13 protein-coding genes are annotated in these 15,942 nt (G+C 67.1%); 3 read left to right on the forward strand and 10 right to left on the reverse strand.

The features are described 5' to 3' along the window. Nucleotides 1–5 precede the first annotated feature (5 nt). The 5 genes from ACZ4S3_RS03630 to ACZ4S3_RS03650 all read right to left on the reverse strand — a co-directional run bounded on the left by ACZ4S3_RS03630 (nucleotide 6) and on the right by ACZ4S3_RS03650 (nucleotide 4,125). Nucleotides 6–962, reverse strand: coding sequence for a carbohydrate ABC transporter permease (locus ACZ4S3_RS03630; protein WP_467927242.1), 957 nt, complete (start codon nucleotides 960–962; stop codon nucleotides 6–8). Nucleotides 963–1,021: 59 nt separating this feature from the next. Further along, nucleotides 1,022–2,314, reverse strand: a complete 1,293-nt coding sequence (locus tag ACZ4S3_RS03635) for an ABC transporter substrate-binding protein (protein ID WP_467925284.1) — start codon at nucleotides 2,312–2,314, stop codon at nucleotides 1,022–1,024. Nucleotides 2,315–2,531: 217 nt separating this feature from the next. Continuing rightward, nucleotides 2,532–2,837: a hypothetical protein gene (locus tag ACZ4S3_RS03640; RefSeq protein WP_467925286.1), complete on the reverse strand. Its 306-nt coding sequence runs from the start codon at nucleotides 2,835–2,837 to the stop codon at nucleotides 2,532–2,534. Nucleotides 2,838–3,084: 247 nt separating this feature from the next. Continuing rightward, entirely contained in the window at nucleotides 3,085–3,288 is a 204-nt protein-coding gene (locus ACZ4S3_RS03645; protein WP_467925288.1) for a DUF397 domain-containing protein, read from the reverse strand. A 3-nt stretch (nucleotides 3,289–3,291) separates the two neighbouring features. Continuing rightward, the gene (locus tag ACZ4S3_RS03650) at nucleotides 3,292–4,125 is read right to left on the reverse strand and encodes a helix-turn-helix domain-containing protein (RefSeq protein WP_467927246.1); all 834 of its coding nucleotides are present in this window, start codon (nucleotides 4,123–4,125) and stop codon (nucleotides 3,292–3,294) included. A 212-nt stretch (nucleotides 4,126–4,337) separates the two neighbouring features. Here ACZ4S3_RS03650 and ACZ4S3_RS03655 point away from each other — a divergent pair, with 212 nt between their 5' ends. From ACZ4S3_RS03655 to aac(6'), 3 genes are all read left to right on the forward strand, one after another. Further along, nucleotides 4,338–4,775: an ATP-binding protein gene (locus ACZ4S3_RS03655; RefSeq protein WP_467925290.1), complete on the forward strand. Its 438-nt coding sequence runs from the start codon at nucleotides 4,338–4,340 to the stop codon at nucleotides 4,773–4,775. A 168-nt stretch (nucleotides 4,776–4,943) separates the two neighbouring features. After that, a complete protein-coding gene (locus ACZ4S3_RS03660; protein ID WP_467925292.1) occupies nucleotides 4,944–5,237 on the forward strand; it encodes a hypothetical protein in 294 nt (97 codons plus the stop codon). 54 nt (nucleotides 5,238–5,291) lie between these two features. Then, on the forward strand, nucleotides 5,292–5,804 hold the full coding sequence (gene aac(6') / locus ACZ4S3_RS03665) for an aminoglycoside 6'-N-acetyltransferase (RefSeq protein ID WP_467925294.1): 513 nt from the start codon (nucleotides 5,292–5,294) through the stop codon (nucleotides 5,802–5,804). Between the two features lie 96 nt (nucleotides 5,805–5,900). On the opposite strand, the gene ACZ4S3_RS03670 is transcribed toward aac(6'), so the two are convergent. From ACZ4S3_RS03670 to ACZ4S3_RS03690, 5 genes are all read right to left on the reverse strand, one after another. Further along, nucleotides 5,901–7,148, reverse strand: a complete 1,248-nt coding sequence (locus ACZ4S3_RS03670) for an IS701 family transposase (RefSeq protein ID WP_467927250.1) — start codon at nucleotides 7,146–7,148, stop codon at nucleotides 5,901–5,903. Nucleotides 7,149–7,270: 122 nt separating this feature from the next. Then, on the reverse strand, nucleotides 7,271–7,648 hold the full coding sequence (locus tag ACZ4S3_RS03675; protein ID WP_467925296.1) for a VOC family protein: 378 nt from the start codon (nucleotides 7,646–7,648) through the stop codon (nucleotides 7,271–7,273). A 319-nt stretch (nucleotides 7,649–7,967) separates the two neighbouring features. Further along, a complete protein-coding gene (locus ACZ4S3_RS03680; RefSeq protein ID WP_467925298.1) occupies nucleotides 7,968–10,142 on the reverse strand; it encodes an SUKH-4 family immunity protein in 2,175 nt (724 codons plus the stop codon). Next, nucleotides 10,139–15,256, reverse strand: a complete 5,118-nt coding sequence (locus ACZ4S3_RS03685) for a toxin glutamine deamidase domain-containing protein (protein ID WP_467925301.1) — start codon at nucleotides 15,254–15,256, stop codon at nucleotides 10,139–10,141. Before ACZ4S3_RS03685 ends, ACZ4S3_RS03680 begins: the two co-directional genes overlap by 4 nt. A gap of 144 nt (nucleotides 15,257–15,400) precedes the next feature. Continuing rightward, nucleotides 15,401–15,916, reverse strand: a complete 516-nt coding sequence (locus tag ACZ4S3_RS03690; protein ID WP_467925302.1) for a hypothetical protein — start codon at nucleotides 15,914–15,916, stop codon at nucleotides 15,401–15,403. Nucleotides 15,917–15,942: the final 26 nt, after the last annotated feature.

The raw sequence follows: 15,942 nt of genomic DNA on the forward strand, positions 1-15,942 counted from the left end.
GGTGCTCAGTCCTCCTTGCGGCCGAGGCCGAACCAGCGGGCCTGGACGACCGTCGCCACCGCGATGATCAGCGCCAGGATCACCGCGCCCGCACTGCCGAGCCCGAGATTCTGCTCCCGGCCGAGCGCCGTGTAGTAGAGGTAGACCAACGGGGGCCGGGCATACGGCGGATAGCCGCGCGCATCGCTCAGCAGGTTGTAGAACTCGTCGAACGCCTGAAACGCATTGATCACCAGCAGCAGCACCACCGCCACTGACGTGGCCCGCAGCTGCGGAAAGGTGAGATGCCGGAAGACCTGCCAGCCGGGCCGCGCCCCGTCCACTGCCGCCGCCTCGTACAGCTGCGGTGAAATCCTTTGCAGCCCCGCAAGAAACAGAATCATGTAGAAACCGGCTTGCAACCACAGTCGTACGGTCACGATCACCAGCCAGTACCAGGGTGGGTGGGTCGTCGACAGCCAAGCGGTCTGATCGGTCCCGAACCACCCGAGCACCGTGTTCGCCAGCCCGAACCGCACCCCGTTGAAGATCGACAGCTTCCAGATCACCGCCGCGACGACATACGAGCACGCGGTCGGGAGGAAGAACACCGACCGGAAGAAGGCCTGGGCGAACCGCAGCCGGTTGACCATCAGCGCGAGGGCGAGCGAGAGCACGTAGGTGGCCGGCACGATGAAGAGGGTGAACAGCGCAAACGTCCCCAGGCTGCCGAGAAACGCATCATCGCTCAGCATCGACGCGTAGTTGCCCAGCCCCACGAAGTCCGACTTCGCCGGCGTCACGGTGTTGTGCGCGTCGAAGAAGCTGAGGTAGAGACTCCACACCAGCGGCACGTACGTGAACAGCCCCAGCCCGATCGCGAACGGGCCGACGAAGACCCAGAACCACAGGTTGCGCCGCTGCGGCCCGAGCAGTCGTACGGCGAGGGTGGTCCGCGGGGCCGGGTCTGCCGGGGAAGCCAGGGGAGGCCCGGAATCCCCGCGAGTCCGGGGATTCCGGGGAGCCTGGGCGGGCGAGGCGCTCACCTCTCCGGCTTCTGCTTCTTCTTGACCCGCTGCAGCTCGGCGTTGACCGTGCGCACCACGCTCTTCAGCTCGCTCTCCGGGTTCGCGCCGTCCTTGATGATCCGGCTCAGCGCATCCTGGTAGGCGGTACGGTCCGCGCTGGTCCACAGCAACGGCTCGGCATGCCCGTACTCGGTGGCGAACCGGGTCGCCTCCGCGGCCGCGCCCTCCTGCAACTGCTTGGCCTTCTTTGCAAGCGAGATCCGCGCCGGAATGTGGAACCCGTACGACAGCGCAAAGTCTTGCTGAAAGTCCCTGCGCTCCACCCACAGCCACTTCGCGAAAGCCTTTGCATCCGCCTTGCGCTTGCTGCGCGCACTGACGGCGGAACCGTATGCACCGACCGGCACGGCAGGCTTGCCACCGGCCCCGTCCTTCGGGAACGGCAGCACACCGAAGTCGTCCCCCAGGGCCTTCTTGATCCCCGGCAGCGCCCACAGCCCCGACCACTGCATCGCGGTCAGCCCTTGGACGAAGGCGGCCGGATCGGACCAGTCCGTAGGCGCGCCCAGCAGCAACGACTTGTCCGCGTACAACTGCCGGATCTTCCCGAGCGCCCGAGCCGCCGCCGGATCATCGAACCCGGCCTTCCCGTCCTCCCCGACCAGACTCAGCCCCGCCGCATGCAGCGGCGTCCCACTGAGCACCCCGGCCCCGCCGTCGTTCCCGAGGAACAGCCCCTTGACCTTCTTGGTGCTCAGCTTCTTCGCCGCATCCACCAACTCATCGAGAGTCTGCGGCGGTTGAACCCCCGCGTCCTTCAGCAAACTCTTGCGGTAAAAAAGCATCTGCAGGTCAATGACTTGCGGAATGCCCCAGATCTTGTCCTGCCAGATCTTCGGCGCCAGCACCGCCTGGTTGAAGTCGTCCTTGACGGCCTCGACCTCCGCCGTCAGATCAGCGACCTGCCCACCCTGAATCTGGTCCAGCAACGGCCCGTTGACCTCGAACACATCCGGCCCCGAGTCGGTCAGCAGCGCCGCCGCCGTCTGCCGGTCGTAGTCACCCGGCCGCCACTGCACCCGTACATCGGCCTTCGTGTACGCGGCGGCATACCGCTTCACGGCCTGCTCGGTCCCGGGCTCACCGTACTGGTGGTACCACTGGCTGATCTCTGGCCCTGAACCCCCGCCGCCCCGCCCGGTGTTGGACCCACAGGCGGTCAGCGCCCCGGCGGCCGCGATGCCGCCGGACGCGGCCAACAGCCGCCGCCTGCCGATGCCGACGCCCGTTCGCTCGGTGTCACCCATGCCCGTATCGCCCCCTGTGGTCGTAGCCCCGCAGTGATCGTCGATCACCGTGTGTTCCGCCCGACCACTGTGCCCCACACGTGTGAAGTGCGCATTGCACCTTCACGAATCGGCCCGGCGAAAGCCGATGGAAGCCGGTGGAAGCCGTTGCAAGCCGGTGAAGCAAGTCGGTGAAGCAAGCCGATGAAGCAAGCCGGTGGGCCGGCGCCCCGAACACTCACGTCCCCGGATACGCAACCGCGACCTGCATCCCGCACGAGTCACACCAAAACGCCCACCCATTGGCGTCCACGGCATGCGAGCCGCACCCCATGCACGGGTCCGACACGAAGTTGGCCAGCTGCATGCCCTGACCGGTCCGCCGCGGCGCCGCCTGCCGCTCGAGCGCATAGCAAGGGATGCACAGCCCCCCTGTCGTCCCGGGCAGCTTCATATTCCGCAGCTCGCAGTGCGTGCAGCGCATTCTGTCGACGTACTCGGGGGGCAGCGCGCGCAGCCGGTTGCCCTCACGGGGAGTCGTCACGTCGTCGTTCGCCTCCTACGCCGGGACCGTGCCGGTGCCCATGCACCGGGTGCATTGCGTTGTGGTGGTGTTGCCGTCCTGGGTCTCCCACTCGAGAGCGCCGGTCCCCCGGCACTCCGCACACGGCACTTCGGGAGGCATCGTCATGCCTCCAGAATTCCACGATCGGTTACGCCCCGTCAGCGCGTTGTCACTACCGCCCCAACCTCTGTGGGAACGGACAAACCCGGGGTTCGGACCCTCCCACTTACGGGAGCGGCCGCCATCCCTGAAGCCCCTCCACGACGCCGCTACGGAACCGGGCCCAGGAAGCGGGCGTGAGGCGGAGTATCGGACCGCCGGGCTCTTTGGAGTCACGTATCGCGATGGTGCCGGGGATGTTGGTGGCCACCTCGACGCACTCGCGTTCGGGGTTGCTGTAGCTGGACTTACGGAATCTGAACTCGGGCATCGCTCACAGTTCCTTGCTGAGGCTGGTGACGAACGCGAGTGACTCACGCTCACTGAGGGCTTGCTGTGCGATTCTCTCGAACAGCTCGTCATGCTGTGCAGCCCGCTCCCCGCCCTCCACCCACAGGCGATTGAACGGGATCTCCATGTAGACCACGTCCATGGCGCCGGGCTCACCGAACGACATGATGTTGAACGCGCAGTCCATGCCCTGATGGGATCCCGCGCTGAACGGAAGCACCTGAACGGTGACGTTCGGCCTTCGGGCCATCGCCGTCAGATGTTCCAGCTGCCCGCGCATTACCGACGCATCGCCGACGAGGCTCCTCAGCGCGGCCTCGTAGATCACCACATGCAGCGAGAGCTGCGGTTTGTCGAAGAGCCGCCGTTGACGTGCCACTCGTGTGGCCACGAACTGCTCGTCGGGCCGCAACGCCCGTACGTAATCCGGAGTTTGCAGCAAGCCGGGCATGAAGGTCAGGTGCCAGGCCCGGATCGCGGTGGCCGCGCTCTCCAGCGTCACGTACTCCTGCATGTCGCCAAGGTCCGGGAACTCGTCCCACCAGCCCTTGGCCTTGCGCCGCTCGCGGTCAATCCGCGCCAGCTCCAGCAGGCCACCCACGAGAACTGGGTCGGTCACGCCGTACAGCGCACACAAGGCGCGGATGTCCGGGTCGCGCACGGGGACCCAGCCGCCCTCCATCTTCGCGATCTTGGTGGTGGAAGCGGTGAGTGCCTTGGCGGCCTGAGGCTGCCTCATGCCCGCTGCCGTACGGAGGCGTAGCAGCTCGCCACCCAATCGGCGCCCCAAGACTGTTGTGGTGCTGTTCCCCTGCATGGGCTGACGTGTCGTCACTTGTTCCCCTCCTGGATCGCGGGGCCAGTTTGTCGCCGGAGGGATCGACCCTGCAAACGCGTTCGGAGGATATTATCCAAGAGGAACTTGTATCGATCACGGCGCTGCCACTACCGTCCGTGGTGAACCGATCGCGCAGCGATGTTGCGTCGGCCTATCGGTCGACGCCCGTTGCCATCCCGGAGGTGGCCGACATGATCGCCCCGAACAACCCACCAGAAGTGATCCTCCAAGAGGACGTCCTCGACTACACCCCACGCCCCAAGAGCATCGCCCTCGCCCGAAACCGCGCCGCTCGCCTCGCGGCCGAGTGGGGCCACCCCCAACTGGCCGACGACACCGCACTGCTGGTCTCCGAACTCGCCACCAACGCCCTCGTGCACGGCACCGTCCGCGGCCGGCTCTTCCGCGTACGGCTCTCGCTCACCCGGGCCGTCCTGCAGATCGCCGTAACCGACGCCCGCGGCGAACGCCTCCCGCATACGGGCGAGGTCGCGCCGTACGCCACCTCCGGACGCGGCTTACTGCTCGTCCGCGCCCTCACCCTCCGCTGGGGCATCCACGTACTCGACGTCGGCAAGACGGTGTGGTGCGAACTGGACGCGACGGGCTTTGACGAGTGGCCGACGTGACCGACGTGGCCGAGCGACCGAGTCGCGGAGCGACCATGAAAGCGCCTTCCAGACCCGGAAGTTGGGCTCCGACGCACTGGTGACGTAGGTCTTCGCACCGCGTACGTTCGGTCCTCCGAACGGGGGCGCGACGGGCGCGACCCCGCCGCCCAGGAGGCAAGAGAAGACATGCGCCGCATCGCCACCACCCTCGGCACCCTCGCCGCCGCCACGCTGATCGGTCTCGCCGTACCCGGTTCCGCGTACGCGGCCGACGGCCTCCTCATCGTCGACGGCTACCCGATCATCCACCCCAGCGGCTGCTACCCGAGCGCGGATTCCCCGACCACCGTGGCCAACCGCACCCACGACGCCATCGCCTACATCTTCACGGGGCCCCACTGCACGGGCGACGTCGACACCGTCGTCCAGCCGGGCCGGTTCGTCGAATCCGACTCCGGCGCGAGCGTCTGGATCGACTGACCTGCTGACGGGGCCGTTCCACGCCCGCTCACCCACTGCACTTGAATACCCGGCATGAACCACACCGGCCCACTCCGCGGAACGACCGTCCTCCTCCGCCCGGTGCAGGACACCGACACCGCGACCCTCGACCGCATCGTCCGGGAACCGGCCGTCGCCGCCTGGTGGTCGCCCCCGGAGGACTACGCCACCATGCTCGCCATCACCCTCGCTGACGAGCCCGGCGAGCCCGGCGAGCCCGATGAGGTCATCGGCGCCATCCAATTCTCCGAAGAAACCGACCCCGAATTCCGCCACGCAAGCATCGACATCTTCCTCACCACGACCCACCACGGCCAAGGCCTCGGCACCGACGCCGTCCGCACCCTCGCCCACTGGCTGATCCACGAACGCGGCCACCACCGCCTCACCATCGACCCCGCCGCAGCCAACAGTGCAGCGATCAACGCCTACCGCAAGGTCGGTTTCAAGCCAATCGGCATCATGCGGGCGTACGCGCGCGACCCGCGGACGGGCGGCTGGGCCGACGGACTCCTGATGGACCTGTTGGCAGACGAATTGACGTGAGAGCGCCGCTCAGCCCCACAGAGAATGCGGGCGTCCAAACCAGGCGTGCGTCGAAACCCCAGCCGCTGATCAGCTGCCTAGTACTCCAGCTGTAGATCATGATCTTCGTGTCTGGGATGCGGCTTGTCGCCGGTAATGGCTGACTCGTGCTCGTGCCTGGTGGCGACGTCGCCAGTCGGACCAGCCGAGCCGGTGGGCGGAGGCATGATCGGGCCGGGCGACGAGTGTGGTGAACAGTCGCTGGATCTCGTTGCAAGTGAGCGGGATCAGTCCGTCCGGGGCGGGGTGCCGGGCGTGCTCATCGGCCCGGACCACGGCGAGCAAGGCGTGGGCGAGCATGGCGAGGGTGACCCAGCGGGACCAGGAGGTGAAGCGGCGGACCTGATGTTCGTCCAGCCCGGTCAGGCCCTTTCCCGCCTGGAAGGTCTCCTCGACCCGCCATCTCGATCCGGCGACCCGCACTAGTGTGGGCAGAGGCACGGAGGCGGGTGACCAGCAGTGGTAGTAGGCGAGTTCGCCGGTGGTGCGGCTGCGGCGGATCAGCAGCTGACGGTGGCCGGTCCCGGGGGCGGTGAGGTCCACGACGGCCCAGTCGTAGAAGCGGTGTCCCTTGGCGCCGGCCCCTGCCGACAGCCTCTGCCAGGCCCGTTTGGGGACCTTCGCGGCCAGCGCGTCCGCCCGGAACTTCCCACCGGTGGCAATGACTTCGGACGAGCAGGCAATGGCAAGCACGTAGCCGGCCCCGCGCTCCTCCAGCGCGGCCCGTAGCCTCGGATTGCCGCCGTAGACCTCATCGCCCGCGACCCAGCCCGCACGGTGCCCGGCGTCCAGGAACCGGCCGATCATGCGGGCGGCCAGCTCCGGCTTGGTGGCGAAGGCGATGTCCTCGTCCAGTCCGGCGGCCTGGCAGCGGTCCGGATCAGCGGTCCACGAGCGCGGCACGTAGAGTTCCCGGTCCACCGCTGCGTGCCCTCGGCGGCCCGCGTAGACGAGGTAGACCGCGACCTGGGAATTCTCGATTCTGCCCGCAGTGCCGGTGTACTGGCGCTGAACGCCGACCGTGCAGGTTCCCTTCTTGAGGTCGCCCGTCTCGTCGACCACCAAGACCGCCTCGTCGTCGTGGAGGTGTTCGACGACGTAGTCGCGAACATCGTCCCGGACGGCGTCCGCGTCCCAGGAGGCACGGCACAGCAGATGCTGCATACCGTACGGGGTGGCCTCTCCGGCCCACTCGGCGATCGTCCAGCAGTTCTTGCGTGGTAGGTCCGACAGGAGTCCGAGCACCAGCCGTGCCGCCCGTCGCCGCGGTTCAACCCGTGCGAAGCGGCCCGCCAAGCGCCCCATCAGGCCGTCGAAGCTTTGCTTCCAGCGGGCGGGTTCTATGCTGTGGCCCGCGGCCACCGTTTCATCGTCAGTCCACACGACTTGCGATGATCACCGGTGGCCGCACCCATGTGCGTCCTTTGTCAGTCCCGAACGAGACAGAACGGGTGACCTGCCGGGTCGGCGTAGATCCGCCAACTACGCTTCTGGGCACCAGCGTCGAGCAGTGTGGCGCCCAGCTTGAGAACCTCTTCCTGGGCCTGATCGAGGTCCGTGACTCCCAGGTCGAGGTGGAACTGCTGTGGCCAAGCAGGATCTGGCCACCGGGGCGGCCGATGGTCTTCCACACCCTGGAAGGCGAGCGCGAGCCCGGTCTCGGTGTGGAGGGTCGCCCAATCGTCGCCGAGCGACCACCGTGGGTCCGGCTGGTTCACCACGCCGCCCAGGAGAGACTGGTAGAACCGGGCGAGCTCAAGGACATCAGCACAATCCAGCACGACACACTGCAGCTTGGCGATCACGAAGGGCAGCGTAGACCAGCGACACATAGGCCACCCCTCCAGCCCTGATCACGATCTACAGTCGGAGTACTAGGCGTGCACCTTGAGCCAAATGCGCAACCGTCAATGCAATGTGCTTGTAAATACTTTCCGGGCAGAGGAACGGACGAATCAACGGCGTACTTAATCCTTCCGTCGCTGTCCACGAATTCCATCAAAGCGTAGTTTCGGCCGTATAGGTCAGGTTTGTGATTTCGTGCTTTGTTGATGAGTAAGGCAGTATCCTGCACTTGCATATTAGGCTTATTTGTGGGGGCCCGGGTTAGCCGAGAGGCTTACTTTATCCGTTGTAGAAGACGTATGACCAAGCTGATGCCTGGCCTCCCTGCGAATCGATGTTCAAGAGAGCCATGATTACGTGTTGAGGAAGGAAGTAGGCTTCGTCGGAGCTTCTTGGAGTGCGCTCTCTTGTGCGGAGGCCGGCGATCCATACGGCAATCATGGTGAGGAATTTCTCGAGGCCGAGGGCAGCGGGGAGGCCTGCGAGGTGTTCCTCATCGTCTCCTGCGGGGATTCGGAGTATGTGACCTGTGGGGCCGTCGATGACGAGTTCCCCGCCCATCCAGAAGCCGATCTGGAAGAAAGGGCCGGCCTCTTGCGGTGGAGCGATATCCGACGGCCAGGTGACTTCGGTGAGGACATCCGGCATCCGGTCGTCGTAGTCTCCGAACGGATAGATTCCCATGCCGCCCTCCTGCATTTCAGGCAGGCCGACCTCGGAAAGCAGGCTACGGGTGGCTTCGTCGGTCAGCCCGGCAGGGATGTCGTCGTCATCGATCTCCCAGTTACCGTCGGCTCCGTACAGTTTGAGAAGATCTGCGGGGCTTGGCGGCGGTGCGTCAACGGGAGTGATTTCTCCGGCTATGCAGTACGGCCCTGACAGCGGCTCGATATTTGGCGAGCTCAGGCCGGAGAAGCTCGTTCCTTCCGCGGGCTGGATGGCGAAGAGGCCCCCGTCCCCTCCCAGAATGACGAGGTTCCCGACAGTCACCGGTGGACTGTGCAACAGCATGAAGTGCACGCCACGGCCGTCAGGCACCGCTGCTCGGGCGTCGCGGAGTGTTGCGGGACGGGGCCGGCCTTCTCCGAAGGCCGGCGGCCACGCAAGGTCGACCCGATGTTCTTCAGGAATGTCCTCGCCGCGCCAAGGACCGGCGAGGAGTTCACCGGTGGCGGCGTCCCAGATGGCAGCGTCTCGGCTGAAGCTGTACTGACCGAGGACGGCCGGCCGGCCTTGCCAGCGCACCTCACAGACCATGTCCACTCTGGGGTGGAGATAGTCCACGTGGCAGCCGCCCGGGGGGCGCCATCTGCTCCATTTCGTGGTCCAGGGCAGATGCAGACCGGAGTCGGCGACGGCCGCGGCGAACGTGTGGTCGTTGCGGGCCGTGGCCATCAGATGCAGCCAGGCGGCCCATTCCGACTGTCCGGACGGGACCACGCCGTACGACCAGAGGTGCACTGCGTCAGCGGGAGCCGAGTTACCGGGAACGCTCCCATCGAACGCGGAGTATGCGGCGTCCAACAGGACGGTCTGAGGGATGTGGGCAACAAGGCTGCCGTTCCGGAGCAGTTCCTCGAATGCCCCGGCTTGCACTGAGTGCATGGCGAGACCGACAGCTGCGTACTGTCCTTCAGGCCCGGAGCGTTCCCACCCCTCCGGGTGACGGAATTCAGGTGAGACCTGGACCAACCAGTCGACCATGTGCCGGTTTACCCGGATGTTCTCGTCGGGGGCGACCTCTTGACGCAGTAGCTCAGCCAGAAGGTCATCGGCGAAGGCCACCCCGTTCGGCCCTGACACAAGGTGTTCGGCATGGTCTTCCCATGCCTGCGTGAGCTCGGCCTCGGTTGGCCGTTCACCACAGAGCGCGGTGACAAGTTCTCCCCAGGCGCGCAACGGCACGGTTCGCGCCTCTGCCAGTGCGAGCGCGCGCAGGACTGTCGGAACTGGACCTGGATCCGTGCCTGTGCCCGCAAGACGGAAGACGAATGCGTCTTCCTCATCGGCGAATTCACGCGGAGTGATGTGGGACAGGACGGTCACGTTGCCACTGGACAGGGCATTGGCCGTGACGCTGACCACACGCTCAGGTTCGGACGAACGTCGGGTCCGGCCGGACCTGTGCACGTTCAAGAGCAGGACGAGATGGTCCCCCGCCAAGTCTTCCAAGACGCTCTGCCAGGAGAGCCGGCGTCCCTCGGACAGATCCACCCCGAGTTCCAGGAGGGCCGCTTCCTGGACCTCCTCCGCCGTCAGTCCGGATGCATCTACGACGATGCTGTTGCTGACGCGCCGATGGACCTCCCGCAAAACCTGCGCCCCGTCAGCCCCAACAGGGGCGATCAAGTACGCCGCAAGTTCTTTGGGGTGATCGTGATGCCACCACTCGCTGATGCGTGAAATGACGGTTGCGCCTGGGGCCCCTGTCGGATCCTGGTCGTGGTGCGTCACTCGGTGTTCGCCGCCTGTCCGCCTTGTTCCTGCCTGACCATCTGAATTCTAGTCAGGGCCCACAGTTCGCCGACGACCGCCAGATGGTCATGCATCTGCTTTGTCATCTGGTGCTCGTTATCGGTTCGGAATTTCCTTACCGCATTCGCTATCTCGGTCTTCTTTTTCCTTTCCTCTGGAGCGAGCTCGGCGTTTTTCTTGTTCAGGTCGTCGCGTTCCTTCTTCTGGAGTGGCTTGCGATCCTTGTCGAATCGGTAAGTGGTGCTGTAATAAACTGGGACGCCCTTCATGTGCGGCGAATTTCGAATCTCCTGAGAGCAGTCGGCGTGTCCGGAGTTTCCCTTTCTTAGGCCGCACGGTTCACGCTCCGTGTATAGGCCCTGGATTGTGTAGGTGCTCTGATTTGCGGCTATTTTGCTTTTGTTGAGGCGGTCGACCCATTCCAGGAGATGCTTTTCTGAATGCCTTGGGCTTATGCCTTCGGTTAGTGATGGTATGGATGAGTCGACGACGTATGTGCTGTCCCCGTTCTCGTCTACCAGTTCAACGACAGCGTAATTCTTGTCGGAGAAATCGGGGGTGTTCGTCTCTGCATCTTCCAGCAAATCGGTGACGCTTGGAAGCTTATCTTCCCCTTTCGCCTCGCTGGTGGCTTCCATTAGTTTTTGTAGCGAGTGGTCGGTCGGTGTTCCCGGTTTGCGGTAGTCAGCCGGAAAATCTTTGACGGCGTCATTGCGTAGCTCTGCGGAAGGGGAGTCCTTGAAGTTCCCGGCCGGATCCCTGGTTCCGTCCTGCTTTTTGGCGCCGTGGTAGGCGGACTCTCCGTCGGGGGCCGGTTCGGGGCTTCGGCCGACTGCGTTGTTCGCGTGAAAGGCCAGACTCATGCGGGCCAGGGTCGCTACCACGACGTATCTTTGGCCATCGTTCATGCGGGCAAAGTCATCTCCGAGCATCTCCCGGAGCTCACTTTCCCTCAGGGCGGTTGGGGGAAGAGGGAGACCTGCACCCTTTTCGGCCGCCATGGCTGCTTCGTGCGTCAGCTGGGCCGCATCCCGGGCCTGCACGGCATTGTTGTAGGCCTCCTGAGCGGCGTGCTGCTTCTCGCCGCCAGCCTTCTTTGCTGCCGTCAGGTCTTTCTTGGTGGCTGCGACTTCCTTCTTGGCTGCCGAGACAGCTCTTCTGGTTTCCCTGGTGGAATGTGTCGCCTGCTCATACGCGGCTCGGCGTTGGGCAGCGAGTTCCAGGACACGAGCCAGAGGCGCCGGCTTTCCGTCGTCACGAGGCCGCGCCCACTCCCTCATCTGGTTCTGCACGGGAGTCAACGGGATCCGACGAACCTCGTGGCCGCCATTTGCATGGTCTCGCAACGGTCCCTGGGACCCGTCAAGAGGAAGCCGCTCGGGTTGAGGCAGGGTTTCGTCGCGCTCGGTCGGAGTCTCCGCGTCGGGGAGGTCCTCATTCCGCTTTGCGCGCGTGGCTTCGGCGCCATCCGGGTCCTTGGGCGGCTTCGGTGCACCCGCTGGTTCTGCGGCGGGGCGACGATCGGCGCTGGCCGAGGTGACGGGAGATCGACGCGTTCCGTCGGGCGTTGCGGTGTGGGTCAGGGGGCGGCGGTTGGGGCTGAGGGGGATGGCGTGGACGCCGTTGGTGCCGTCGTGGAGGGGGGTGTTGCTGCGTTGGCCGGTCTGGGCGTCTACGTAGGTGATCTTGCCGTTGTGGTTGACGGCGTTCCAGGCGTGGGCGCGGCCGTTGGAGTCCTGGGTGACGATGACGGCCTGGGAGCCGTGGCCGGCATCGCGGAGGGTGTTTTCCAGGCGGTTGAAGGCGTCGCGGCCGTTGCCGTAGTCGTTGAAGCGGGCGCCGAGGGTGTTCTCGATGCGGTCGCGGCCGTTGGATTCACCGCGGTCGGAGGGGGTGCCGTCGGGGTTGGTGTCGGGGGTGCGGTGGGCGGCGGCGGTGGGGTTGCCGGAGTAGGTGTCGGCGGTGGCGAGGGCGGTGTCGACGCAGTTGTTGTTGCGGCCGGGGGCGTCGGGGCCGGGGTCGTTGATGGAGTCGAGCCAGTTGCCGTCGTCGGGGTCGGGGTGGCGCTGCGGCTCGCCGTTCTCGTCCTTGGGGACGCTGCTCTCGACGGTGTTCTGGTGGTCGTCCGTGGGGCCTTCGAGTCCGCCGGGGTTGTCGCGGTTGCGGGTTTCGGAGGCGGGGGTGGGGGAGTGGGGGTGGCCGTCTGTGGGGTCGTCGTTGGTGGTGTTGGTGTCGCGGTCGGTGGGGTCGGTGGGGTCGGACTGGTTGGTGGATTCCGGGGTGTTGGGGGTGTTGGGGGCGTTGGTGTTGTGCTGGTCGGGGTGGTGAGCGTTGTCCGGTGTGTTCGTGGGGTCGGAGTGCTCCGGCTGGTTGTCCGTCCGGTGCGGGGCGGCGGTGTCCGAGTCGTTCGTGGGTGGGGTGGAGCGTGTGGGGTCTGACTCGGGGTGCGTGGGGGCGTTGCCGTCGCCCGGAGTGCGAGTTCGGTCGTCGGTGGGGGTGGCGTCGGTGCTGGGGGTCTCGGCCGTCGGGGGCGGCTGAGACGGCTGAGACTGCTGGGGAGGTTGTTGGCCGGGGTCCGGTCGGTTTTTCTGGGGCTGTTGTTGCGGGCTGTGGGGGTTCTGGGGGCTCTGCAGGTTCTGGGGGGTGCGCGGGCCCTGTTGGGTTTGCGGTGTCTGCGGTGTCTGCGGTGTGTGCGGTGTTTGCGGGCTCTGCTGGTTCGGTCGGCCCTGTTGGGTCTGGTCCCGGCGCGGTCCGTCCAGGCGGGGGTTGTAGGGCCGTGACGTTTCTTCACGGCGGGGGCCGTCGAGGCGGGGGTTGTAGGCGGGGCGGTCCGGGGTGGGCTGCTGGGTGGCGTCGTGGATGGCCTGGGTGCCGTCGGCGCGGCGGTTTCCGCGGGGCGGGGCGCTTCCGTTGCCGGTCGACGGGGTGCCGCCGCGTGGAGCTGCGGGGGTGGCGGGGCCGCCCTGGGGTGGTACGCCGGGGGCGCCCATCATCATCGGGCCGTTGGCCTGGGGGGCGTTGGGCTGTGACTGCTGGGGCGTGGTGGGGGTGTGGGCGGCGTCGGGGGTGTGCTGGGTGGGTGGGGGGAGGGTGGCGGTGCCTGCGGATTCGGTGGAGAGGGTGACGTCGTGGGAGTCGTCCACCGTGGGCATGGGGTTGCCGGGTGCCGGGTCGCGCTGCTGGACGGGCTGGCCGGCCGAGGGGGTGTGGTGTACGGGGGCGCCCTGGGGCGGTGTGCCGACGTGCGGCATGGAGGGGCGGCCGCCGCTGCCGGTGGTGGAGTTGTCCCCGTTGCTGGTGCTGGGGTCGGCTCCGCCGGTGGGGCTGTGGGAGCCGTCGGAGCCGTGGGGGCTGCCGTCGTAGGAGGGCGGGTTGCCGGCTACCGGGTCGAGGGTCGGTGAGGGGGGCGACGACTGGGGTGCGTCCGGGTGTGACGGCGCGTCCGGGGTGGGGGATGGGGCAGGTGTGGGCTGGGTGCCGATGGGGTCCGGGGCGGAGGCGGGGCGGGCCGCGTCCGGGGTGTTGTCGTGGGCCGGCTGGGTGGTGATGGGGTCCGCGTCGGGACGGGCGAAGTCGGGGGTGGTGTCCCGGGTCGGCTGGGTGGTGATGGGGTCCGTGTCCGGGCGGCCCGCGTCCGGGGTGTTGTCGGGGGTGGGGTGGGTGCTCACCGGGTCGGCGTCCGGGCGGGAGCCGTCCGCGCGGGATCCGTCCGGGGTGGTGCCCGAGTCGGGGTTGGGGCCGTTGCCGGAGGCTGGGCCGGAGTCCGGGGCTGGGCCGGAGTCCGGAGTGGGTGCCGAGTCCGGGGCGGGTCCCGAATCCGAGGTGAGACCCGAATCCGAGGTGAGACCCGAGTCCGGCGTGGGACCGGAGTCCGGCGTGGGGCCGGCGTCGGGGGAGTTGGCCGCTCCGTACGGGTTGTGGTCGCCGCCCTGGTAGCCGGCGTCGAAGGGAGAGCGCTGGTCTGCGGGCGGGAGTGGCTGGGACTGGGGGACGTCGGGGGTGGAAGGCGAGCCGTTGGGGGTCGAGCCGGTGGGGGAGCCGGCGGAGGCGGGGCCGGTGCCCGCACCGGAGTCCCGGCCGCCGGTCGCACCTGTACCCGCGCCCGCGGTGTCCGAAGCGCGTGGGGTGTGGGAGGTGGAGCCCCCGCTGTTGCCGGCACCCGTGTCCCCACCGCTGTCACCGGAGTCGCTGGACGCGGTGCCGGAGTCGCTGCCCTTGTCGGTGCTCGCGTTGTTGGCGGAGCTGTTGTCCGATGGGGAGCCGGAAGAGGTGTCGGATGCGCCGTCGCCGTCGCTCGTGCTCTTTCCGGAGTCGGCGCTCGGGCTGCTGTCGGATGCGCCGTCGCCCTCATGGCCGTGCCCCGCCGCGCTGTCCAGACCGCCGCGGGCACGGTGTCCGGCGCGGTGGCCGGCGCCGTCGCGCAGGGACTCGCCGAGGGTTTCGCCGGTGTTCTTGAGGGCGTCCTTGCCGGCTTGGTAGCCCGTCTTGGCGGTGCGGCCGAGGTCGTAGCCGTTCTGGGCGCCGAAGTTCTGGTTGACGGTCTGGGCGATGAGGTCGGAGGCCATGGCCTCCAGGGCGGATATGACGGGTTCCTTGGCCGCCTCGAGGATGGCGTCCAGGAGTTGTCTGGCGGCCTCCTTGATGAGGCGGCGGACCATCTCACGGGTGGCGAAGGTGGCTGCGGCGCCACCGATTTCGGAGAGGCCGAGGGTGAAGGGGGCGGCGGCCTGGGCGGCGATGATCTCGGCGGCGAGGATGGCCAGTTGGACGATGACGGCGATCTTCATGCCGATGACGAGGGCGGCGGCCGCTTCGAAGGTGAAGGCGATGACCTCGGCCGCCTGCTTGGCGTCGTCGAAGTAGCCGGAGCCGCCGGCGAACTTCTCCCAGGTCTTGGCGAAGCCGTCGATGGAGTCGCCGGCGTTCACCGAGAGGACGTTGCCGGCGGCTTGGGCGCCGGTGGCCTGGTGGCCGTCGATCTCGGAGGCGAACGTGCGCCAGACCTGGGCGCATTCGATGAGCTTGTCCTCGTCCGCGGTCGGCCAGTTGAAGCCGAGCATCTCCAGGATCCACTCAAGGGAATCCGGCAGCATGACAGACAAGGTGAAGCTCCCCCGTGAATGTGCGTGGTGGTGTGTGGCGGTGGCGCCGGCGCCGGCGTTGGTGCCGGCGGTGTGGGGGGCGGGAGGCGGTGCTCTGGGCTTCCCGCCCGGCCTGTGGCCTTGGCGTGCCGAGGTTCAGTGCTTGGCCGGGATGACGGTTGCTCTGTAGCTGACCTGGGCCTGCGGTTTTGTCGGGTCGTCCCACGCCTGCTGGTTCTCGACGTGCTGCTTCATCAGCGAGTCGTTGAAGTCTTCGTTCTCGGCGTGGTGCTTGGACATGGAGGTCAGCGCCTTGCCGATCTCCTCGAGCTTGGCCGAGAGATGGCCCATCGACTCGTACATGCCGTCGCGGACGCCTTCGTAGACGACGCCGAACTTCTCGCCGAGGTCGTCGTCGCCCCACGGCGGTGCGCCGGCCTTGCTGTCCAGCGTGGTCAGGCCGCTCCAGAACTGCTCGCCGAGCGACTTCTCCGGCACCTTCGGTGTCGGCGCCTGCGGCTGTTTGCTGGGCGCGGGCGGGCCGGCGCCCAGCGCGCTCAGGCCGTTCATCAGACGCCGTACCGAATCCTGGAAATCATCGCCGAGCTTGACGAAGTTCGTGCCCTCCGCCTTGAGCGACTCGATGTCTGTCTGGAACCCGTCCCCCGCCACAACGCCCCCCGCGTTGGTAATGACTA

This window comes from Streptomyces sp. NPDC028368 (assembly GCF_055565615.1).

Coding starts and splice junctions, on each gene's coding strand:
- ACZ4S3_RS03635 (WP_467925284.1), bottom strand. CDS start 2,314: ATGGGTGACACCGAGCGAACGGGCGTCGGCATCGGCAGGCGGCGGCTG.
- ACZ4S3_RS03670 (WP_467927250.1), bottom strand. CDS start 7,148: ATGGGGCGCTTGGCGGGCCGCTTCGCACGGGTTGAACCGCGGCGACGG.
- ACZ4S3_RS03660 (WP_467925292.1), top strand. CDS start 4,944: ATGCGCCGCATCGCCACCACCCTCGGCACCCTCGCCGCCGCCACGCTG.
- ACZ4S3_RS03685 (WP_467925301.1), bottom strand. CDS start 15,256: ATGCTGCCGGATTCCCTTGAGTGGATCCTGGAGATGCTCGGCTTCAAC.
- ACZ4S3_RS03645 (WP_467925288.1), bottom strand. CDS start 3,288: ATGCCCGAGTTCAGATTCCGTAAGTCCAGCTACAGCAACCCCGAACGC.
- ACZ4S3_RS03655 (WP_467925290.1), top strand. CDS start 4,338: ATGATCGCCCCGAACAACCCACCAGAAGTGATCCTCCAAGAGGACGTC.
- ACZ4S3_RS03650 (WP_467927246.1), bottom strand. CDS start 4,125: ATGCAGGGGAACAGCACCACAACAGTCTTGGGGCGCCGATTGGGTGGC.